This is a genomic window from Hymenobacter chitinivorans DSM 11115, from assembly GCF_002797555.1.
Classification (GTDB): Bacteria; Bacteroidota; Bacteroidia; order Cytophagales; family Hymenobacteraceae; genus Hymenobacter; species Hymenobacter chitinivorans.
Genome location: NZ_PGFA01000005.1, coordinates 151232 through 167584 on the forward strand (window position 1 = coordinate 151232; position 16353 = coordinate 167584).

The 16353-nt window shown below is 60.0% G+C and carries 14 protein-coding genes; 5 read left to right on the forward strand and 9 right to left on the reverse strand.

What is annotated here, in order from left to right; translation table 11 throughout:
* Window positions 1-68 precede the first annotated feature (68 nt).
* Entirely contained in the window at window positions 69-1037 is a 969-nt protein-coding gene (locus tag CLV45_RS23300; protein ID WP_100338908.1) for a hypothetical protein, read from the reverse strand.
* Between the two features lie 14 nt (window positions 1038-1051).
* On the reverse strand, window positions 1052-2002 hold the full coding sequence (locus tag CLV45_RS23305; protein WP_100338909.1) for a stage II sporulation protein M: 951 nt from the start codon (window positions 2000-2002) through the stop codon (window positions 1052-1054).
* Between the two features lie 249 nt (window positions 2003-2251).
* Between CLV45_RS23305 and CLV45_RS23310 the strand changes: the two genes are divergently transcribed.
* Window positions 2252-2977, forward strand: a complete 726-nt coding sequence (locus CLV45_RS23310; RefSeq protein ID WP_100338910.1) for an RDD family protein — start codon at window positions 2252-2254, stop codon at window positions 2975-2977.
* Window positions 2978-3058: 81 nt separating this feature from the next.
* Here CLV45_RS23310 and CLV45_RS23315 read toward each other — a convergent pair whose 3' ends face one another.
* The 4 genes from CLV45_RS23315 to CLV45_RS23330 form a co-directional block, all read right to left on the reverse strand.
* Entirely contained in the window at window positions 3059-5059 is a 2001-nt protein-coding gene (locus CLV45_RS23315) for a DUF4394 domain-containing protein (protein ID WP_100338911.1), read from the reverse strand.
* A gap of 240 nt (window positions 5060-5299) precedes the next feature.
* Complete coding sequence (locus tag CLV45_RS23320) at window positions 5300-6031, reverse strand: SDR family oxidoreductase (RefSeq protein WP_100338912.1); 732 nt, start codon at window positions 6029-6031, stop codon at window positions 5300-5302.
* A 175-nt stretch (window positions 6032-6206) separates the two neighbouring features.
* Window positions 6207-6698 (reverse strand): RDD family protein, encoded by a 492-nt coding sequence (locus CLV45_RS23325; RefSeq protein WP_100338913.1) that lies wholly within the window; start codon window positions 6696-6698, stop codon window positions 6207-6209.
* A gap of 296 nt (window positions 6699-6994) precedes the next feature.
* Window positions 6995-7630 carry an energy transducer TonB gene (locus CLV45_RS23330; RefSeq protein WP_100338914.1) on the reverse strand — a complete coding sequence of 212 codons (636 nt, stop codon included), beginning with the start codon at window positions 7628-7630 and terminating at the stop codon, window positions 6995-6997.
* Window positions 7631-7944: 314 nt separating this feature from the next.
* Between CLV45_RS23330 and CLV45_RS23335 the strand changes: the two genes are divergently transcribed.
* The 4 genes from CLV45_RS23335 (at window position 7945) to CLV45_RS23350 (ending at window position 12286) form a co-directional block, all read left to right on the forward strand.
* Window positions 7945-8343 carry a hypothetical protein gene (locus CLV45_RS23335; protein WP_157807758.1) on the forward strand — a complete coding sequence of 133 codons (399 nt, stop codon included), beginning with the start codon at window positions 7945-7947 and terminating at the stop codon, window positions 8341-8343.
* Between the two features lie 273 nt (window positions 8344-8616).
* Window positions 8617-9033 carry an RDD family protein gene (locus tag CLV45_RS23340; protein ID WP_100338916.1) on the forward strand — a complete coding sequence of 139 codons (417 nt, stop codon included), beginning with the start codon at window positions 8617-8619 and terminating at the stop codon, window positions 9031-9033.
* A gap of 904 nt (window positions 9034-9937) precedes the next feature.
* Window positions 9938-10918, forward strand: a complete 981-nt coding sequence (locus tag CLV45_RS23345) for an aspartate carbamoyltransferase catalytic subunit (RefSeq protein WP_100338917.1) — start codon at window positions 9938-9940, stop codon at window positions 10916-10918.
* Window positions 10919-11008: 90 nt separating this feature from the next.
* Window positions 11009-12286, forward strand: coding sequence for a dihydroorotase (locus CLV45_RS23350; RefSeq protein WP_100338918.1), 1278 nt, complete (start codon window positions 11009-11011; stop codon window positions 12284-12286).
* A 177-nt stretch (window positions 12287-12463) separates the two neighbouring features.
* Here the strand turns inward: CLV45_RS23350 and CLV45_RS23355 are convergent, their stop codons facing one another.
* From CLV45_RS23355 to CLV45_RS23365, 3 genes are all read right to left on the reverse strand, one after another.
* Window positions 12464-14107, reverse strand: coding sequence for a bifunctional GNAT family N-acetyltransferase/carbon-nitrogen hydrolase family protein (locus CLV45_RS23355; protein ID WP_100339060.1), 1644 nt, complete (start codon window positions 14105-14107; stop codon window positions 12464-12466).
* 195 nt (window positions 14108-14302) lie between these two features.
* Window positions 14303-15121: a hypothetical protein gene (locus CLV45_RS23360; protein ID WP_100338919.1), complete on the reverse strand. Its 819-nt coding sequence runs from the start codon at window positions 15119-15121 to the stop codon at window positions 14303-14305.
* Window positions 15122-15164: 43 nt separating this feature from the next.
* Complete coding sequence (locus CLV45_RS23365; protein WP_100338920.1) at window positions 15165-16277, reverse strand: inorganic phosphate transporter; 1113 nt, start codon at window positions 16275-16277, stop codon at window positions 15165-15167.
* Between the last annotated feature and the right edge of the window lie 76 nt (window positions 16278-16353).

Genomic DNA, 16353 nt, shown 5'->3' on the forward strand with positions numbered 1-16353 from the left:
AGCGGAGTGTGCTAAGGCCGCGGGGACCCCGGCGGGAAAATAAGGCGGCAACAGCTGGCCCGCCGGAATTAATACTCGCCTTCCTCATCCGCGCGGTAGGTCTGGTTGTAGGCCAACGGGGCAATGCCCTGCCCGATGTTGTTAATCAGGGAGCGTAGGCCCAGGCCTTCCTTGCGTTCCACCAGGTTGAAGTACTGGAAGGCGGTGGCCAACAGCGGAATGGCATACGTAAACATGATGCCCAGCGCGTACACGCACTGAGTCAGGATGCCCAGCACGTCGGAGTCGAGGCCCGGGACTTTGAGCATCTTGCCAATGATGACGGCGTACTGCGGCAGAACGAACACGAAGCACAGCATACCCTGAATCATGCCCGTGACCAGGAGCAGCCCCATCGTCGACCACCACTTGCCCTGTACCAGGTAAAAGGCGCGGCGCAGGCTGTCCCACACGTTGCCGTCTTCCAGCCACAAAATGGGGAAATACAGCGTTAGAGGCACCGTTACGTAGAGCAGGACCGGAAAAATGACCAGGAAGAGCAGGCCAAAGTACGAGGTAATGGCCATCAGGCTGACCATTGTCACCATCACCAGGATATAGAGGCCGAAGAGCAGGCCAAAGGCCGCCAGCATCCGGCCCACTCGCCGCTTGATAACCTGCCAAACCAGCGCGGGTGTGGGCACGGCTTCGGTGGTCAGAATCACCAGCACGTAGCCGTACACGGTGCTCATCAGCATCACGCCGGCGGCCAGAGCACCCAGCATAGTGAGCCCCACCCCCGAAAAATAAGAGGGCGTGAGTATCGCCGACGAGTCGAGTTGGCTCCCGGTACCGGCCTGTCCGGCCAGGTTGAAAACGATATTGGTGAAAAGGCCCAGGCCTACCCCCATGAGTAGGGTGGCGGGCAGCACGAAGTACACCAGACATTTGCCCAGGGGGCGCCAGTGCCTGGTAATAAACTCGAAGGTGGCCGCGATTTTATTGCCAAAATCCCGTTCCTGCCGAAAATCTGCGGCGGTGGTAAAAGTCGACTTCATAGGGAGAGAGCAGGTCAGGAAGTACGGACCCGGCGAGCCAGCTGCCGCGGATACAGAATAAAATACCAGATGATAAAAGCGGCCGAAGTTCCAATAATCAGCAGGCTCAGCAGCATGGGCATTTCGGTGTGGCGCGTCACGAAGCCTTCCAGAAAGCCGGCCACGATAAAAATCGGAACCAGGCCCAGGGCCAGCTTCAGCCCGTCGCGGGCGCCCTGCCGGAAGGAGTCGGCCCGGGAGAAGGTGCCGGGAAACAGCAGGCTGCGCCCCATAACCAGCCCGGCGCCGCCGGCCAGCACCACGGCCGAGATTTCCAGCGTCCCATGAATCCAGATGGTGAGCAAAGAGGGCAGCAGAACCCCTTTCTGGTAGAAAAAATACTGGAAGGAGCCCAGCATTACCCCGTTGCGAAACAGGGCCCAGACCGTGCCCAAACCCAGCGTAGCCCCCAGGGCATAGGCCGTCAGGGCCACGTAAATGTTGTTGATGGTGATGTAGAGAAACATCGGCGCCTCGCTCGCGCCCTTGTACACGGCCATTGGGTCGCCCCGCTCGATGTTCTCCAGGGTGCGGTTCACGTACTCGTCGCCGAGCACGACGCGCACGAAGGTGTCGTCGTAGGCGGCCGAGAGTCCGCCTAGCAGAGTGAAAAGCGTAAACAGGATCAGCGACCAGGCCATGCTGCGGTGGTGCTGGGCTACCAGCAGCGGCAGCTCGTGGCGCCAGAAGTGGCCGAAGCGCGTGGTAGTTTCGCTCTTGTTTTTGTAGAGCTTCTGGTGCAGGCGGGCCGTCAGCTCATTCAGGTAGTGCGTGGTGGTGGAAGCCGGGTAAAAGGTCTGGGCGTACGCCAAGTCATCGGTCAGCTCGATAAAGCGGGCGGCCAGCTCGTCGGGACCAGCGGGGGGCTCATTTTCGTAGCGCCGCCATTTTGCTTCATTTTGCCGAAGAAATACCGCCTCACGCATATACTGGGTTCATAACTAACAAGCATCGTTTCAAGCGGCCGACCGGCGTGGCTGGGGCCCGGTAGGCCGGGAGGAGCCCGGCTTTTCCGAATGCATCAGGCCCGGTCCGGGACCGTACGCAACCGGACCCGGATTTGCGAAGATTGGTAAATTTTTCGACCTGATTGCCTTTACATAAGGACTAAATTCCGTCCTTGGCGTGCCCTTGGGCTTTTTCTGCAATTAGTACTTTTCTCCCGTTGTCCTGTTATGAGTACCATTCGCGTCCAGACCACCCAGAACGTCACGCTCGAATACGAGGTGGCCAGCGTTGGGGAGCGTATCGTGGCCAATATCGTTGATACCCTGATTATCATTGGTTGGGCAGTGGCCTGGGTGCTGCTGCTTACCCTGCTAGACATCAAGGAGGAGGCTATGTTTTTAATCGTGGCCCTGCTGGTAGGCCTGCCATACATGTTTTACCACCTGCTCTGCGAAATTCTGTTCAATGGCCAGAGCCTGGGTAAAAAAGCCCGGCACATCAAGGTTATCCGCCTCGACGGCACCCCGCCCCGCATCGGCGACTACCTGCTGCGCTGGGTGCTGCGCATCGTGGATATGGGCTTTATGGGCGGCTTGGTGGCGGTAATCGTGATTCTGGCTAACGGCAAAGGGCAGCGCGTCGGCGACCTGGCCGCGGGTACTTGCGTGGTCAGTACCCGCCCCCGCCAGAACGTGGGCAGCCTGCTGGCTCCCGACCTGACGGACGTCAACTACGTGGTGGTGTTTCCCCAGGCAGCCCTGCTCGCCGACCACGACGTGGCTACCATCCGGCAATTACTGGCCAAAGGGCTGGAGCGGGATAATTACTTATTCATCAACGAAGTGGCCAACCGCGTCAAGCAAGTAACCGGCGTGCAAACCGACCTGAACGACGAAGCCTTTCTGCGCACTATTCTGCGTGACCACGCCCACCTGGCCGCCCAGGGAAGCTAAGACGGTCCGTATTGAAAAGCAAAAAAGCCCCTTCGCAACTTGCGAAGGGGCTTTTTTAGTGTTCAGCTACCGTAGCGAAACTTAGTCGAGCAGGACGCCGCGCTGGGTACCGGCCGCCTGGCCATCGAGCAGCAGCTGGAAGAAGTACACACCCTGCCGCAGGTTTGAAGTGCTGTTCCAGCGGATACCCTGGGTACCAGCGCCCAAACGGCCCGCTTCAATCCGGTCGACCTGCCGGCCCAGGGCATCGGTCACGACCAGCGTCACCCGGGCCGGGGCGGCCAGCGTGAAGGCTAGGCGGGTTTCGGCCGTCAGCGGGTTGGGGTAGAGGCCCAGGCCAGCTACTTCCGTCCGCTCGCGGGTGCCGGTGGTAACGCCCGTGGCGGCGGCCACGGCAATGTCGCGGACGGTAATCCCGTTGCCGATGACGCCCACGGAAGTGGCCGCACCGGTAGTTAGGTTCACGGTGTAGAAGGAGCTATTGGCCGATGTGCCCGTGGTAGCCACCAAGTAAGCCGAGTTGGTACCCCCGGCGGTGCTGTAGATATCCATATCCACGTTGGCCGGGTTGGTATTGGCCACGATGCCGGAGCTGCCCACGGTGGTCAGCTGCCCGTCGGCGGGCGGGTTGGCCGTACTCTGGGTGTTGAGCAGGTTCAGGACTTCGTCGTAGTTGTAGAGCGTGGTGGTGGTAGAGCCCGCGAAGCTGTTGGTGTAAGCCACGGCGCCGATGGTAGGCGTGTTGGTGCCAGTAGTGTAAGCTACGGGGCCATCGGTGGCGGCCAGCGTACCGGTTACCGGGTTGAGGCGGTAGTTGTTACGGTTAGCGCCCACCACCCGAATCCGGTCCACGGTGGGGTTGAAGTCGAAGCTGACGCCGCCCGTGCCCAGGGCCAGGGCAAACACGCCGCTGGTAGGGGTAGCCACGCCGGTGGTGCCGTTGATGGTGTAAAGCTGGGCCGTCTGGGCCGTAGAGTTGTAGCCCAGGGCGTACAGGGCGTTATTCAGGGGCCGCACGTCGAGGCCCACCAGGGTTTGGGCCGCATCGACGCCGGTAATGCCCACGGCCGTGCGCACCAACGAGGGCTGGGCCGAGTCGAAGGTAAGCAGGTTGGTACCCGCCAGGGCGTACACCAGCTGACCGGTAATGACCGGCAAGGTAGTGGGCCGGCTGATAGCCAGAGCTATATCTACTACGCTGAACCCGTTATTGGCTCCCAAGGTGCGGCCGGCCGTTGCAGCGCCGGTGGTCAGGTTGACCGAGAAAAGGAGGTTGGTAGCCGTGAACGTAGTTGGGGAAATCGTCGATACCGACATGTAGGCCTCGTTTTGGCCCGAAGTCGGGTTGAAGTAAATATCGAGGTCTGATACCTGGAAGTTAGTGTTGATTGGTTCCCCCAAAGGCCCCACGGTGTTGAGCGTACCGTTGTTGGGCGGGTCCTGGCGCACGAGCCGGTTAAACTTATCATCAAGGTTGAAGAGCGTGGTGCCCGTGGCCCCAATGTAGGAGTTGGTGTAAGCCGACGAGCCCACGCCCGGCACCTGACCAGCATTTGCGTCGGTTGCCGCGTAGGCCAGGTTGCCGTCGGTGGCGGCCACGGCCCCGGTCACGGGGTTCAGGCGGTAGTTGGCCTGGGTCAGGCCCGCCGTTACGCGGATCCGGTCCACGGTGGGGTTGAAGTCGAAGCCGACGCGGGTGCCGCCGTCCCGGCCCAGGTTCAGGCTGATCAGACCGCCCACCGGCGTGAGGGCGCCCGTGGGAGCCAGGGTGTAGAGCTGGGCGTTGTTAGTCGTAACGTTGTCGTTGTAACCCAGGGCAAAAAGCTGCCCCGTGGCCGGCCGCACATCAATACCCACCAGCTCCTGGTCGGCGCCCAGGCCGGTAATCGGTAACGAGGGGGTAAATGTGCCCGGCGTCGCAATCTGGAACGTGCCCAGGCCGTAGTCCCCGAGTTGGTTTATGGTGAGTGCGTAGGCGGTTTGGGCGGCGGCCGGGGCGGCAGCGGCCGTCAGGCCTACGATTGTGAAACCGAGTAAGGCTTTGCTAAAAGCCAGCAATGGGTTTGTAACGTTTTTTTTCATGATAATGGCAACTGGGGATGAAGAATTGAAGGCCGGTAGCCACCGGCCCGGATGTGGTTGTTGGACCTCTACGGGTATCCGGGCGACTTTGGATTGAATTAATTAATTTTTAATACGGAGCCGACTTGGCAGCTCTTGTTGTAGCCGAGGTTTGGCGCCGTTCGGCGAGGGACCTAAACAGACGAGGGCAGCCTCCAATGGAAGCTGCCCTCGTCTGTAGTGATGAGCAGTTGGCCGGAATTACCAGGCCACCGGCTTGCCCTGCCAGGTCACGAAACTGCCGTTTTCCTCGGCGTGAAGCTGGTCGGTGAGGCGGATGATGCCCCGGGCCGAGTCGGCAGCGGGCAGGGCCGCGCCGGTACCGCCCATGTCGGTACGCATCCAGCCCGGGTCCACCATGATGGAGATGATGCCGTAGTGGCCCGCTTCGGCGGCCAGAGTGCGCATGTACATGTTCATGGCTGCCTTGCTGGCGCTGTAGTGGTAGTGGCTGCCCGAGGCCTTGAGCTCCAACGAGCCCAGCCCCGACGACAAGCTCACCACCCGGCTTTTATGGCCGGCCTTGAGCAGGGGTAAGAACTGCTGGGTCACCAGCAACGGCCCCACGGCGTTAGTGGCGAAGACCTGCATGGCGTCGTCGTAGCGCAGCTGGCCCAGCTTCTGGGTTTCGGAACTGTCGTCGATGCCCGAGCCGGGGTGGCCGGGCAGGATGCCGGCGTTGTTGATCAGAATGTCGAGGTGGTCGGTGGCGGCGGCCACCTGCTCGTAGGCCGCCGTTAGCGACTCAGCCCGGGTCACGTCCAGGGGCAGCACCACGAGCTGGCCGGGGTACTGCTGGCCCAGGGCCTGCAGGTCGGTGGCGCCCTCGGGCTGGCGGGTGGCGGCAAAGACCTGGTCGCCGCGCTCCAGGTACTGCCGGGTGAGTTCGAGGCCCAGGCCGCGGTTGGCCCCGGTGATAAGCACAGATTTCATGGGTGGAGAGCTTAAGGGAATACAATGACGAAACCGAGGGCAAAAGTGGGTTTGCCCCCGGAAGTTTAGGTAAATAAAAGCCGGATTGGGAATGAACAAGCCCGTGAGGCGCAAAAAAGCCGGTCGGGAACGTTCCCGACCGGCTTTTTTGTGGCGGCACTAGAACGGGGCAGCCTTAGTTGGTCTTCACGACCCGGGTATTCGACAGCCGGTCGTGCATGCCGGGCCCGTCGGTCAAAAAGCTGAAGGCTTCGAAGGGAATCATCCGGCACAGGGTCCGCTTGGCAATGGCCGAGGCCGTGGGCTTGGTGCCATCTTCCATTACCACCCGGGTGCGGGTGATGAGCTTGCCCAGCGTGCGGCCCGTGAGCAGCTCCATACCAAAATAGTAAGCAAACAGCACGCCTAGGCTCAACAGCGTACCCAGGGGCCCATCCAGGCTGTCAACAATGGCCGCGTTGCCGATAACAGCCGACAAAATGCCCAGGACTACGGCCAGGGCAAAGAAAAGCATGTAAAAGGCAATGGTGTCAATAACGGAGTTGGCGAAGCGCTGGCCCGAGGTGGCCAGGGTCAGGGCCAGGGGAGAGTCGAGCAGATCGGCAAATACCGAAGGGTTTTCAACCCGGTCGTCGGTGTAGTCTTGATCAAGGTAGTCCTGTTGCATAAAGTTGATTAAAAGTTAGCCTACAAGATGAGCAGAAATTACGCGGGAGCAAGGGCCGCAAAGGCGGTACGAATGCAAAAAAAACGTCCGGGCCGAAGTTCCGAACGGTCGGAATAGAAACCGGCTAAGGCGGGCAGCGCGGTGTGGCGGGCCTGCACGTCGACCTGGTTGAAGTCGACCTCGGCCGGAAACGCCGCCCCTAGGCAAGGCAACTGAGAAGCCCGGTATCCATCCACCCACGCCCAGGTAGAAGCGTCTAGCTGCGTCTCGCCATTCCTATCGGGGCAGACGTGTTATTACCTCAGCGCCGTGACTACTATCTCCGAACGGTATGTTTTGGGTAGCTTCGGTAGCGACTTGCTCAGCTTCTCAAGCTTAGAGCTGCTGCCCTTTAGAAAGTACACAACAAAATAGCAGCGCGTTTTAACGGCCCTGCCCCGGGCAATAGCCGGTATCCACTGGGGCGGCATTTTTTGAAAGGCCCGGAGCGTTTGTTCCATAAAGGGAGTGGGCATAGCCTCCTCTACGGTTAGGTCTTCCGTCCGGCCTTGCTCATTCACAACGAAGGAGTACACCACGCGGCCCTCTGTCTGCGGTTGGGGGATTTGAATGGTTTTGCCAGCTTCTAGTAAATACTCAACCGTGCTTGCCATCATGCGAGGTGGGCGGTTGGGTACAATAGAGTTCCACGCATTATCCAGCCAAACGATATAATGCGCGGTGTCGGCGGGCATATAAGCAACGCGGCTGGAATCATAATTCATAATCAGCTCTAGCCTGCCCGCACCATCATAGTATTCCCAGCGGCCGGTGCGCCGATTATCAGTAACTGTACCCTTCTCAAACTTGGTGTTAACCTTTTCAATGCTGCCGTTTTGAGCCAGGCCTGGCAGGGCCAGCAATACGAGAAGAGTTGCGAAATAGAAACGCACGTGGAATTAGAAGAAAGTTGTTCGGCAAATATACCCGAAAGGCTACCGGAAGAATTGCCTGGACTGCTCGCACAGTCGCCCGGCTGTGCCGAGTCACCCTTAAGAGGTAGCACCTCTGCTGCGAATTAGCCCCGCCGCAGGAATGAGCTTATAGAGCGGGACGCGCACGGCCGAGCCACGAGGCTTTCGATGTAGTGAATTAATCAGTATATTAAAGTAAATACATGGTTATGGCACAGGCAACTACTCTCGTAGCGCTGCCGCCCGGCAGGGCTCAGCACGTTCACACGACCTATGATTCATTTGGGGCAGTTGTGGCCGAATACACCTTTTTCCCCCGCAACCAGGTGCTCTACGTGCGCTGGCATGGCCACATGACGAGCGACGAGCTGGTGCGCGCGGCTCAGGTCGGGCTGCGACTTAATCAGCAATGGCAGCCCCTGGGCCTGTTTCACGATACGCGGGGGGGCAGCGGCGAGTGGGGCGAGGCCAGTGCCTGGATAGAGTACGAATGGATGCCCAAGATTAAAGCGAAGTGCCCCAACCTGCGCGGCATTGCCTTTCTGCTCGCCGCCGATCGGCCCTGGCCCTATTCCAACACCCAACTACTAATGCGGTTCGATCAGCAGTTCGAGTCCAAGGTGTTTTACTCGTTGCTGCCAGCTTGGCGGTGGCTGGATCAATGCACGCGGCAGTTAGCTGTGCCGCAATAGTTGTACTACGCCGGTAGCGCTCCTCAGAGCCCCCTGGCAGTCACTCGATTATTGCCGAATTAAGGGGCTGGGCTCCGAACGTCCCGTGCTGGCTGGGCCATTAGAGCCCAGCCGAGCGACTGCGCGAGGGGAAAGGGGAGGGCACTGTGGTTCGGGTGATATATCTTAACCACCGTTTCGCTATTATCAACCTCGTCGCCCGTCTTGCTAAAAAGACCTGTTAACCGAAAGTTTCGCTTGCTCTCCATGTTAGGGGAACATGTTTTTCTATGTATGATTGGCGTGCTTCCAATGGTGCTTTTTCCGGCTGGGGGAAATTGGGGGTTCCATGGCCTGCTTGTGCTTTATCTGAACAAGGATTTTCTCAACGGTCAAAGCCCACTAAAACGCCTGCTCGATACGCAGGTGCAAGAGACGTCAGGAGCTCCCGCAAATGAGTGGCAGTCGTTTTTGCGCAACATTTCAGTCATTATATGGCCCGTGGAGGTGCTCGTGGTGACCGTTAGTGGAGGCAGGCGGTTAGGTGATTATTTAGCCCGTACGCACGTGGCCGACGTGGCGAAGAATACGAATTCTTGGAGACATGATCTGGCCGCACACCGCGTTACCCGCTACACTTTCTACACCCTGCTGGCCACTGCCTTCTACTTACTGCTCGTAAACGCCCTGTTCCACTGGCTTGGCCTATAGCTTTCGTCCCTATACCCGGCTAAGCATTCGTAAACCGCACGGGGTTCAATAATGGCGTCCCGGCGGCCACTGTCGCGCGGCTGGCGCGGCGCTAGAACCGACAGTGGCCGCTCGGCGGCCGATGCGCAGGGAAAACTAGCTGCGGGCGCAGCTGTACACCGGCTTTATTTACGGAGGCCCTGCGCTTGTAAGCCGGATTAATCAGACGTTGGCGCGGGGAGGAGCAGGGCATCAGAAAGGGTTGATTTTCTTGCCAAGTCCTTTCTTGAATGCGACCGGAACGGCAGTGTAACCGAAACCAATGGGGCCCGCCCGAAAACGAAGCCGCCCCTGAAACACTGAGTTTTTGAGGGGCTGTTTGCCACCGGAAAGTGGTAAGCCGCCAGCTGAGCCTGCGGAATAAAGAGCTAAAGTTAAGGTGGATTGTGCTTGCAAAGCAATTGGTTACGCAAGCCATAATTTTTTTTGATGGGGAAAAGGATGACAAAAAGGGCGTGGCTTAGCTCGTTAGGTCGGAAATAAAACTTGAGAAAGAGGGTGCAATAAAAACTTAACATTACCGATGAATTGCCAGGCTTAACAATTCCGTAGCTTTGCGTCATGCTTCAACCAAAATACCAGTTGATGAAGCGCGGAACCCTGCTCGGCAGGGAACCGTGGGAGGACCGGAAGGTCTTCGCCGCCATCTGTTTTCCCGATTTTGCCACTGGTATTTCCGTTGTTTTTTCTGAGTGTTGCCCCGCCGTTTCGGATTCCGAAACGGTTTTTTTATGTCCGCTGAGTTCGTTAGTTACCCCACAGCTAAGTCGCACTTCATAACTCAAATGTGGTGTAAGACCATCAAAAACAGATAGTCTTACCCGTCCCTCATTCTGACCACGTACTTACTTTCCTCAACTTTGGTATGGCACGCAAAGACCTGCTCGACATCGCATCCCTTCACCGTGAGGAAATCGAGTTCCTGCTCGACCAATCCACGTCCTTTAAAAAACTGTTCACCCGCTCGGTGAAAAAAATCCCCGCCCTCGAGGGCAAGTCCGTGCTTATGCTGTTCTACGAGGCCAGCACCCGGACGCACTCTTCCTTTGAGGTCGCCGCCAAACGCCTCTCGGCGGAGGTAACCAACTTCAACGTCGACCACTCCTCCATCACCAAGGGCGAGTCGGTGCGCGAGACCATCGAGACGCTCCAGGCCATGCGCACCGACTACATCGTCGTTCGTCATGGTCACTCCGGCCTGCCCGGCATGATTGCCCGCCAAACCACGGCGTCAGTCATCAATGCCGGCGACGGGGCGCACGAGCACCCCACCCAAGCCCTGCTGGACGCCTTTACCATTAAGGAGAAATTTCCCGACCCCCGGGGTAAAAAAGTCCTCATCATCGGCGATATCCTCCACTCCCGCGTCGCGCGCTCCACCAGCACGCTGCTGCAAAAGCTGGGCGTCGAAGTCGCTTACCTGGGTCCCGGTTCCCTGGTGCCCAAGTATGTCCCGGCAAGCATCCGCCGCTTCACCGACTACGAGGCGGCCATGACCTGGGCGCCCGATGTGGTGTACCTGCTCCGCGTGCAGATGGAGCGCCAAGACGTGCAGTTTTTCCCCAGCGTCCGGGAATACCACCGGGTCTACGGCATCACCAACACCCGGCTGGCAGAAATCCGTGACCGGGGCCTCTACATCATGCACCCCGGCCCCGTGAACCGGGGAGTCGAGCTGTGCGACGCCGTTATGGACTATGAGCGTAGCCTCATCACCAACCAGGTCGAAAATGGCATCTCCATCCGCATGGCCGTACTCGACTGGCTCACCCCGGGCGGGGAATTCCCGCGGCAGGAAGCGTATGCCGCCCAGCAACGAACCAGCCCGCCGGTGATTGTGCCCTAAACGCCGGACGCGGCGGCCAACCCGTGTATTTTCATTTCTAACAGCCAGAATACCCACCATCTCTTGCCGGTTTACAGCACTCCTCCATCCATGCTCCTCCTTCAAAACGCCCGCATCGCCACCGAAAACTCACCCGTACTGCTCGAAGGCGATGTCCTGATTGTCGAAGGTAAAATTCAGGACATCGGCAAAAGCCTAGCCATTCCCGAGGGCGCCCGTATTATCGACGCGCGCGGTCGGATTCTGATGCCGGGCATGTTTGATGCCCACGTCCATTTCCGCGCCCCCGGATTTGAGAACAAGGAAACCATTACCACGGGGAGCGAAGCAGCCATCAATGGCGGCGTTACCGGTGTGGTCATGATGCCCAACACCCGCCCAGCCCTCGACTCGGCGACGGCCATAGCCACCGTGCTGGAAAATGCTACACACCGGTCCCGCATTCCGGTGTACACTTCCGGCTGTGTTACCAAGAACCGCGAGGGCAAGGAACTGGCCGAAATCGAGGGCATGCGCACGCTCGGGGTGAAGATGCTCACCGACGACGGCGACACCACCGCCGACCCGGCGGTGCTGCTGCGGGCAATGCAGTACGCCACCGAGTTTGGGATGTTTTTCGCCAGCCACTGCGAAGTGCCGGAACTGGCCGGACCGCGCGCCCTGAACGAAGGGGTGATGAGCTACCGCCTTGGCATTAAGGGCTCACCGGCCTGCGCGGAGGAAATTATCATTGACCGTGACATCCGCCTGGCCCGGGCGGCGGGCGCGCACGTGCACATCCAGCACGTGTCCAGCAAGCTCGGCATGGAAACCATCCGCTGGTGGAAGTCGCGCGGTGATGTGAAAGTCACGGCGGAAGTGGCCCCGCACCACCTGATGTTCACCGACGAGCACATCGGCGACTACGACACGAACTATAAGATGAACCCGCCGCTGCGGACGCAGGCCGATTGTGATGCCCTACTCGAAGGGCTCAAAGAAGGCGTATTCGACCTCATTGCCACCGACCACGCGCCGCACACGCCGTTCGAAAAAGCCCAGGATTTCATCAGCGCGCCCAATGGCATCACCGGCCTGGATACGGCCCTGGTGTCGCTCTATCACCACTTCGTCGAGCCCGGAAAATTCGGGTGGGACCTGGTGGTCAAGCGCTATTCGGCGGAGCCCCGCCGCCTGATGGGCTTACCAGTAGCCGCCATTGAGGTCGGCCAACCAGCCGATTGTCTCTTGTTCGATACCGAAGCGGAAACAACCTTCACGCGGGAATTCATGAAATCTAAATCCCAGAACACGCCCTTCATCGACCAGACGCTGAAAGGCCGGGTAGATATGGTAATTCTAGGGGCAGAAATCCTACTTGAGCGCTAATAGTTGAGATGCACTGGCTACCCCGACTGTTGGTTGTAGTTCGCGGGCCAGAATAATGCTAACGGCGCGGGGTATGCGCACTACAAAGTGCGCGCGACGGGCACTACTGACTACTCACAAAAAAGCCCCGCATCCTAGCGCAGGACGCGGGGCTTTTTGCTTACCTACAAGCCAGCTTTACCCGGCCGCAATGGCTTTGCGCTTGCTCACGCGGGGGTGACGCTCGTCGGAGCCCTGGGCTAGCAGCTCCTCGTCGCGGTCCGACTTCTTGATCGTCCAGCTCAGGGAGTAGAGGTCCTTGCGCCGGTCGCGCAGGTTGCGTACGGCCCCGCTGGTGTTCAGGTCCTTGAGCAGGTCCAGGTCGAGGTCGGCAATCAGGGTCATCTCCGTATTGGGCGTGGCCTCGGCCACGATGGCGTCGTGGGGGAAGGCGAAGTCGGAGGGGCTGAACACGGCCGACTGCGAGTACTGGATGTCCATGTTTTCGACCCGGGGCAGGTTGCCGACCGAGCCAGTGATGGCCACGTAGCACTCGTTTTCGATGGCCCGGGCCTGAGCGCAGATGCGCACGCGCTGGTAGGCGTTCTTGGTGTCGGTCCAGAAGGGCACGAACAGGATTTTCACGCCCTCGTCCGAAAGCATGCGGGCCAGCTCGGGGAACTCCACGTCGTAGCACACCAGGATGCCGATTTTGCCGAAGTCGGTGTCGAAGCACTTGAGCTTGTCACCGCCGCGCATGCCCCAGTAGGAGGCCTCATCGGGGGTGACGTGCAGCTTGTACTGCTCGTCGACGGTCCCGTCGCGGCGGCAGAGGTAGGCCACGTTGTGCAGCTTGCCGTCCTCGTACACCGGCATCGAGCCCGCCACGATGTTGATGTTATAGCTCACGGCCAGCTCCATCATCTTGGCCTTGATGGGCTCGGTAAACGCGGCCATAGCCCGGATGGCCACCGCCGGCGAGTCCTCGTTGGTGAGGGCCATGAGCGGGGCGTTGAAGAACTCGGGGAACATCACGCAGTCGGCTTTGTAGCCCGAAACGGTATCCACGAAGAATTCCATTTGCTGCAAGAGGTCTTCCAGGCTGCGGGTGGCGCGCATCTGCCACTGCACGATGCCGATGCGGACGTTGCTTTTCTGGTTACCGATGAGCTTTTCCTCTTCCTCGTAGTACACGTTGATCCACTCCAGGAGTGTAGCAAAGGCCTTGGACTCGGAGTCGTAGGGCAGGTAGCCACGGATGATTTTGCGGACGTGAAACTCGTTGGAGAGCTGGAAAGTGAGGATGGGGTCGGTAATTTCCTTGTTGCGCACCATCTCCACGTACTTGGCCGGCGTCATTTCGTTGGCGTAGGCCGCGTAGCCCGGAATCCGGCCGCCGGCCACCATGGCCCGCAGGTTCAGGTTTTCGCAGAGCTCCTTGCGGGCGTCGTAGAGGCGGCGGCCCAGGCGCAGGGAGCGGTACTCGGGGTCCACGAATACGTCGACGCCGTAGAGCGTGTCGCCGTCGGGGTTGTGGGTGTTGAACTTGCCGTGCCCCGTGATTTTGGCGTAGGTGTGCCGGTCGCCGAAGTCGGAGTACTGCACGATGATGGCCAGGGCGGCGGCCACCACTTCACCGTTGTCCTCGATGCAGATCTGGCCTTCGGGAAACTTGCGGATCAGGGCGCCGAATTCCTCGGCCGACCAGGCGCCTTCCATGTTGGAGTACACCTTGTCCATGATGGCCTTTACGGCCTTGAAGTCGGAGCGGCGCAGGGTGCGCAGTACCAGCTTGTGGGCCGGTACGGCCGTGGGCGTGAGCAGCTCGGTGGTTGTGGGCATGCCGGGCAGCGTTTGTTTTTTGGCGTGGCTGCCGGTTTTGCCATTCGCAGAAGTGGCCATATAAGTCAGGAAAGAAGGGGTCAGAAGAAGAGGCAAAGATACCAGGCTGGACAGCACTGGTTGGTATTTTACGGCCCTACAACAACTTCGGCGGAAAAATGACTCATCCGGCCCTCGGAATCCGGCGAGCAGGGCCTAGGGCCGGGCAAACACCGGAATGAAGCGCCGGGCCCCACCCCCTGATTCCAGCCGCGGGTGCCGCACCTTTTGTTCGTCGTAATAGTAGGAATTGCTCATGTACTGGGTTTCGAGCGTAAACAGGGCCGGGGCGGCGGAAACCGGCAGGGCCGGGCGCGGCACCACGGCCCGTCGGTTCTGGTTGTCGAGCCGGATGATAGAGGCATCTATTACCCGCAGTGAGTCCAGGTTGGGCAGGTGGGAGCCGAGCGTATCCTGGCCCGCCGTAATGCGCACCAACTGGTATTCCTCGTCGTAGCCCTTGGGAATGAACAGGGCCAAGCGCGCCGCCCCGGGCTGCTGGTAAAGCGACTCCAGGGCCAGCCAGTAGCCCAATTGGCCGGAGTTGGCGCTGGAAGCAGAGTAAAACCGGAAGTCGGGCTGCACTGCCGCGGCGGGCGGCGGGGTGCCGTTTAGTTCCTGCACGCCCACGCGCTGGCCGTTTTCGAAAAACTCCATGTAGTCGTGCCCGGTGCCTTGCTTGGGGTATTTGAGCTGCTGCAACTGCCCGGGCTGGAGCTTCACCCGAAAGAGTACTTTACTCGTGGGGACGGTTTCAAACTGCGTATTAACTTCCCGGAAGCGCAGCAGCCGCACTTCCAGCGCTACCTCGTGGGAGGCCTTATTGTAGAGCAGCATTTGATGCATCAGCCGGGAAGGCTGCTGCTCCCACACGTCCCAGGCCAGAAAGTTCTTCGACCAGATGCCCACTGCAATCTGGCTGGCCCGGGCAGGCAACTGCAGCACCAGGAGTATTACAAGCAGAAAGTGCCGCATGGAAAGTTGGTTGAAACCGGGACGCCCCGCCACGGAGGCGGGCTTAGGTAGTGAAGGTATGAATGAGGAAATACAGCGTCGCGCTCAGCAGGGCCGCCACCGGCAGCGTCAGCACCCACGAGAGGCCGATGCGGGCAATTTCGCGGGAATTAGCGGTTTTGTTGACCAGCCCGATGCCGTAGATGCTGCCTACCGATACGTGGGTCGTCGACACCGGCAGGCCGAGCTTGCTGGCAAAGATGACCAGCAGGCTGGTAACCATGTTGGCCGTAAAGCCCTGGCCGTGGTTGAGGCTGGAAATCTTCTTGCTCATCGTGTCGGCCACGCTGCGGGCGTTGAGCAGGCCCCCGACGGCCATGGCCACGGCCAGCAGCAGCACGTTGACCGGCATCGAGAAAAACCGGCACACCAGCAGCAGGCCCACCAGCTTGGGCGTGTCGTTGAGGCCCCGGGCAAAGCTCACGGCCGCGGCGCTCAGGTAGTGCAGGTTGTTGATGAGGGGCTGAAAGCTCAGGCCGAAAAACGTGCCCTGGTAGCGGCTCTGGCAGTTGGTCAGCGTGTCGTGGGTGGTTTGCACGCCGGGCAGGGCCGCAAAAGCCGGGGCATCCAGCGCGGCCACGGGCACCCAGGTGCTGCCCACGCACACGCACGACTCCTGGGTGATGCCCGCCGCCTGCCGGCCCCGCCGCAGCCCCAGATACACCGCGCTACCCACGCCCACGGCCAGCACCGGGCCCAGAATGAGGGGCAGGAAAAACGTGGTGCCCAGCTTGGCAAAGTTTACCGCCGGGCCCACCGCCACCAGTCCTGCACCCACCAGGGCGCCTACCAGGCCGTGGGTGGTGGAAATGGGAAAGCCCAGGCGCGTGGCCAGCAGCACCGTAATGCCAGCAGCCAGGGCCACGGCCAGAATAAACGCCGTGGACTGAATAATGTCGTCGGGTACCAGGCCCTTGCCGGAAAAGTTTTGCACCAACTCGGAGGCAAAGAAATACGAGCACACCGAGCCGGCAAACGTGGCTACCGTGGCCAAAACCAGGGCCGGGCGGTAGGCCAGCGTGCCGCTGCCCCAGAGCGTGGCCACCCCCTTGAAGTTGTCGTTGGCCCCGTTGGAGTAAGTCAGCAGCAGCACGGCCAGAAAGAGCAGGTAAAGCATAGGCAAGGTGTAAACGGCAGGAAAAGAAAAGAAGCCAACCTACGCGGCTGGGCCCCGGGCTGGTTTGCGCCGGTAA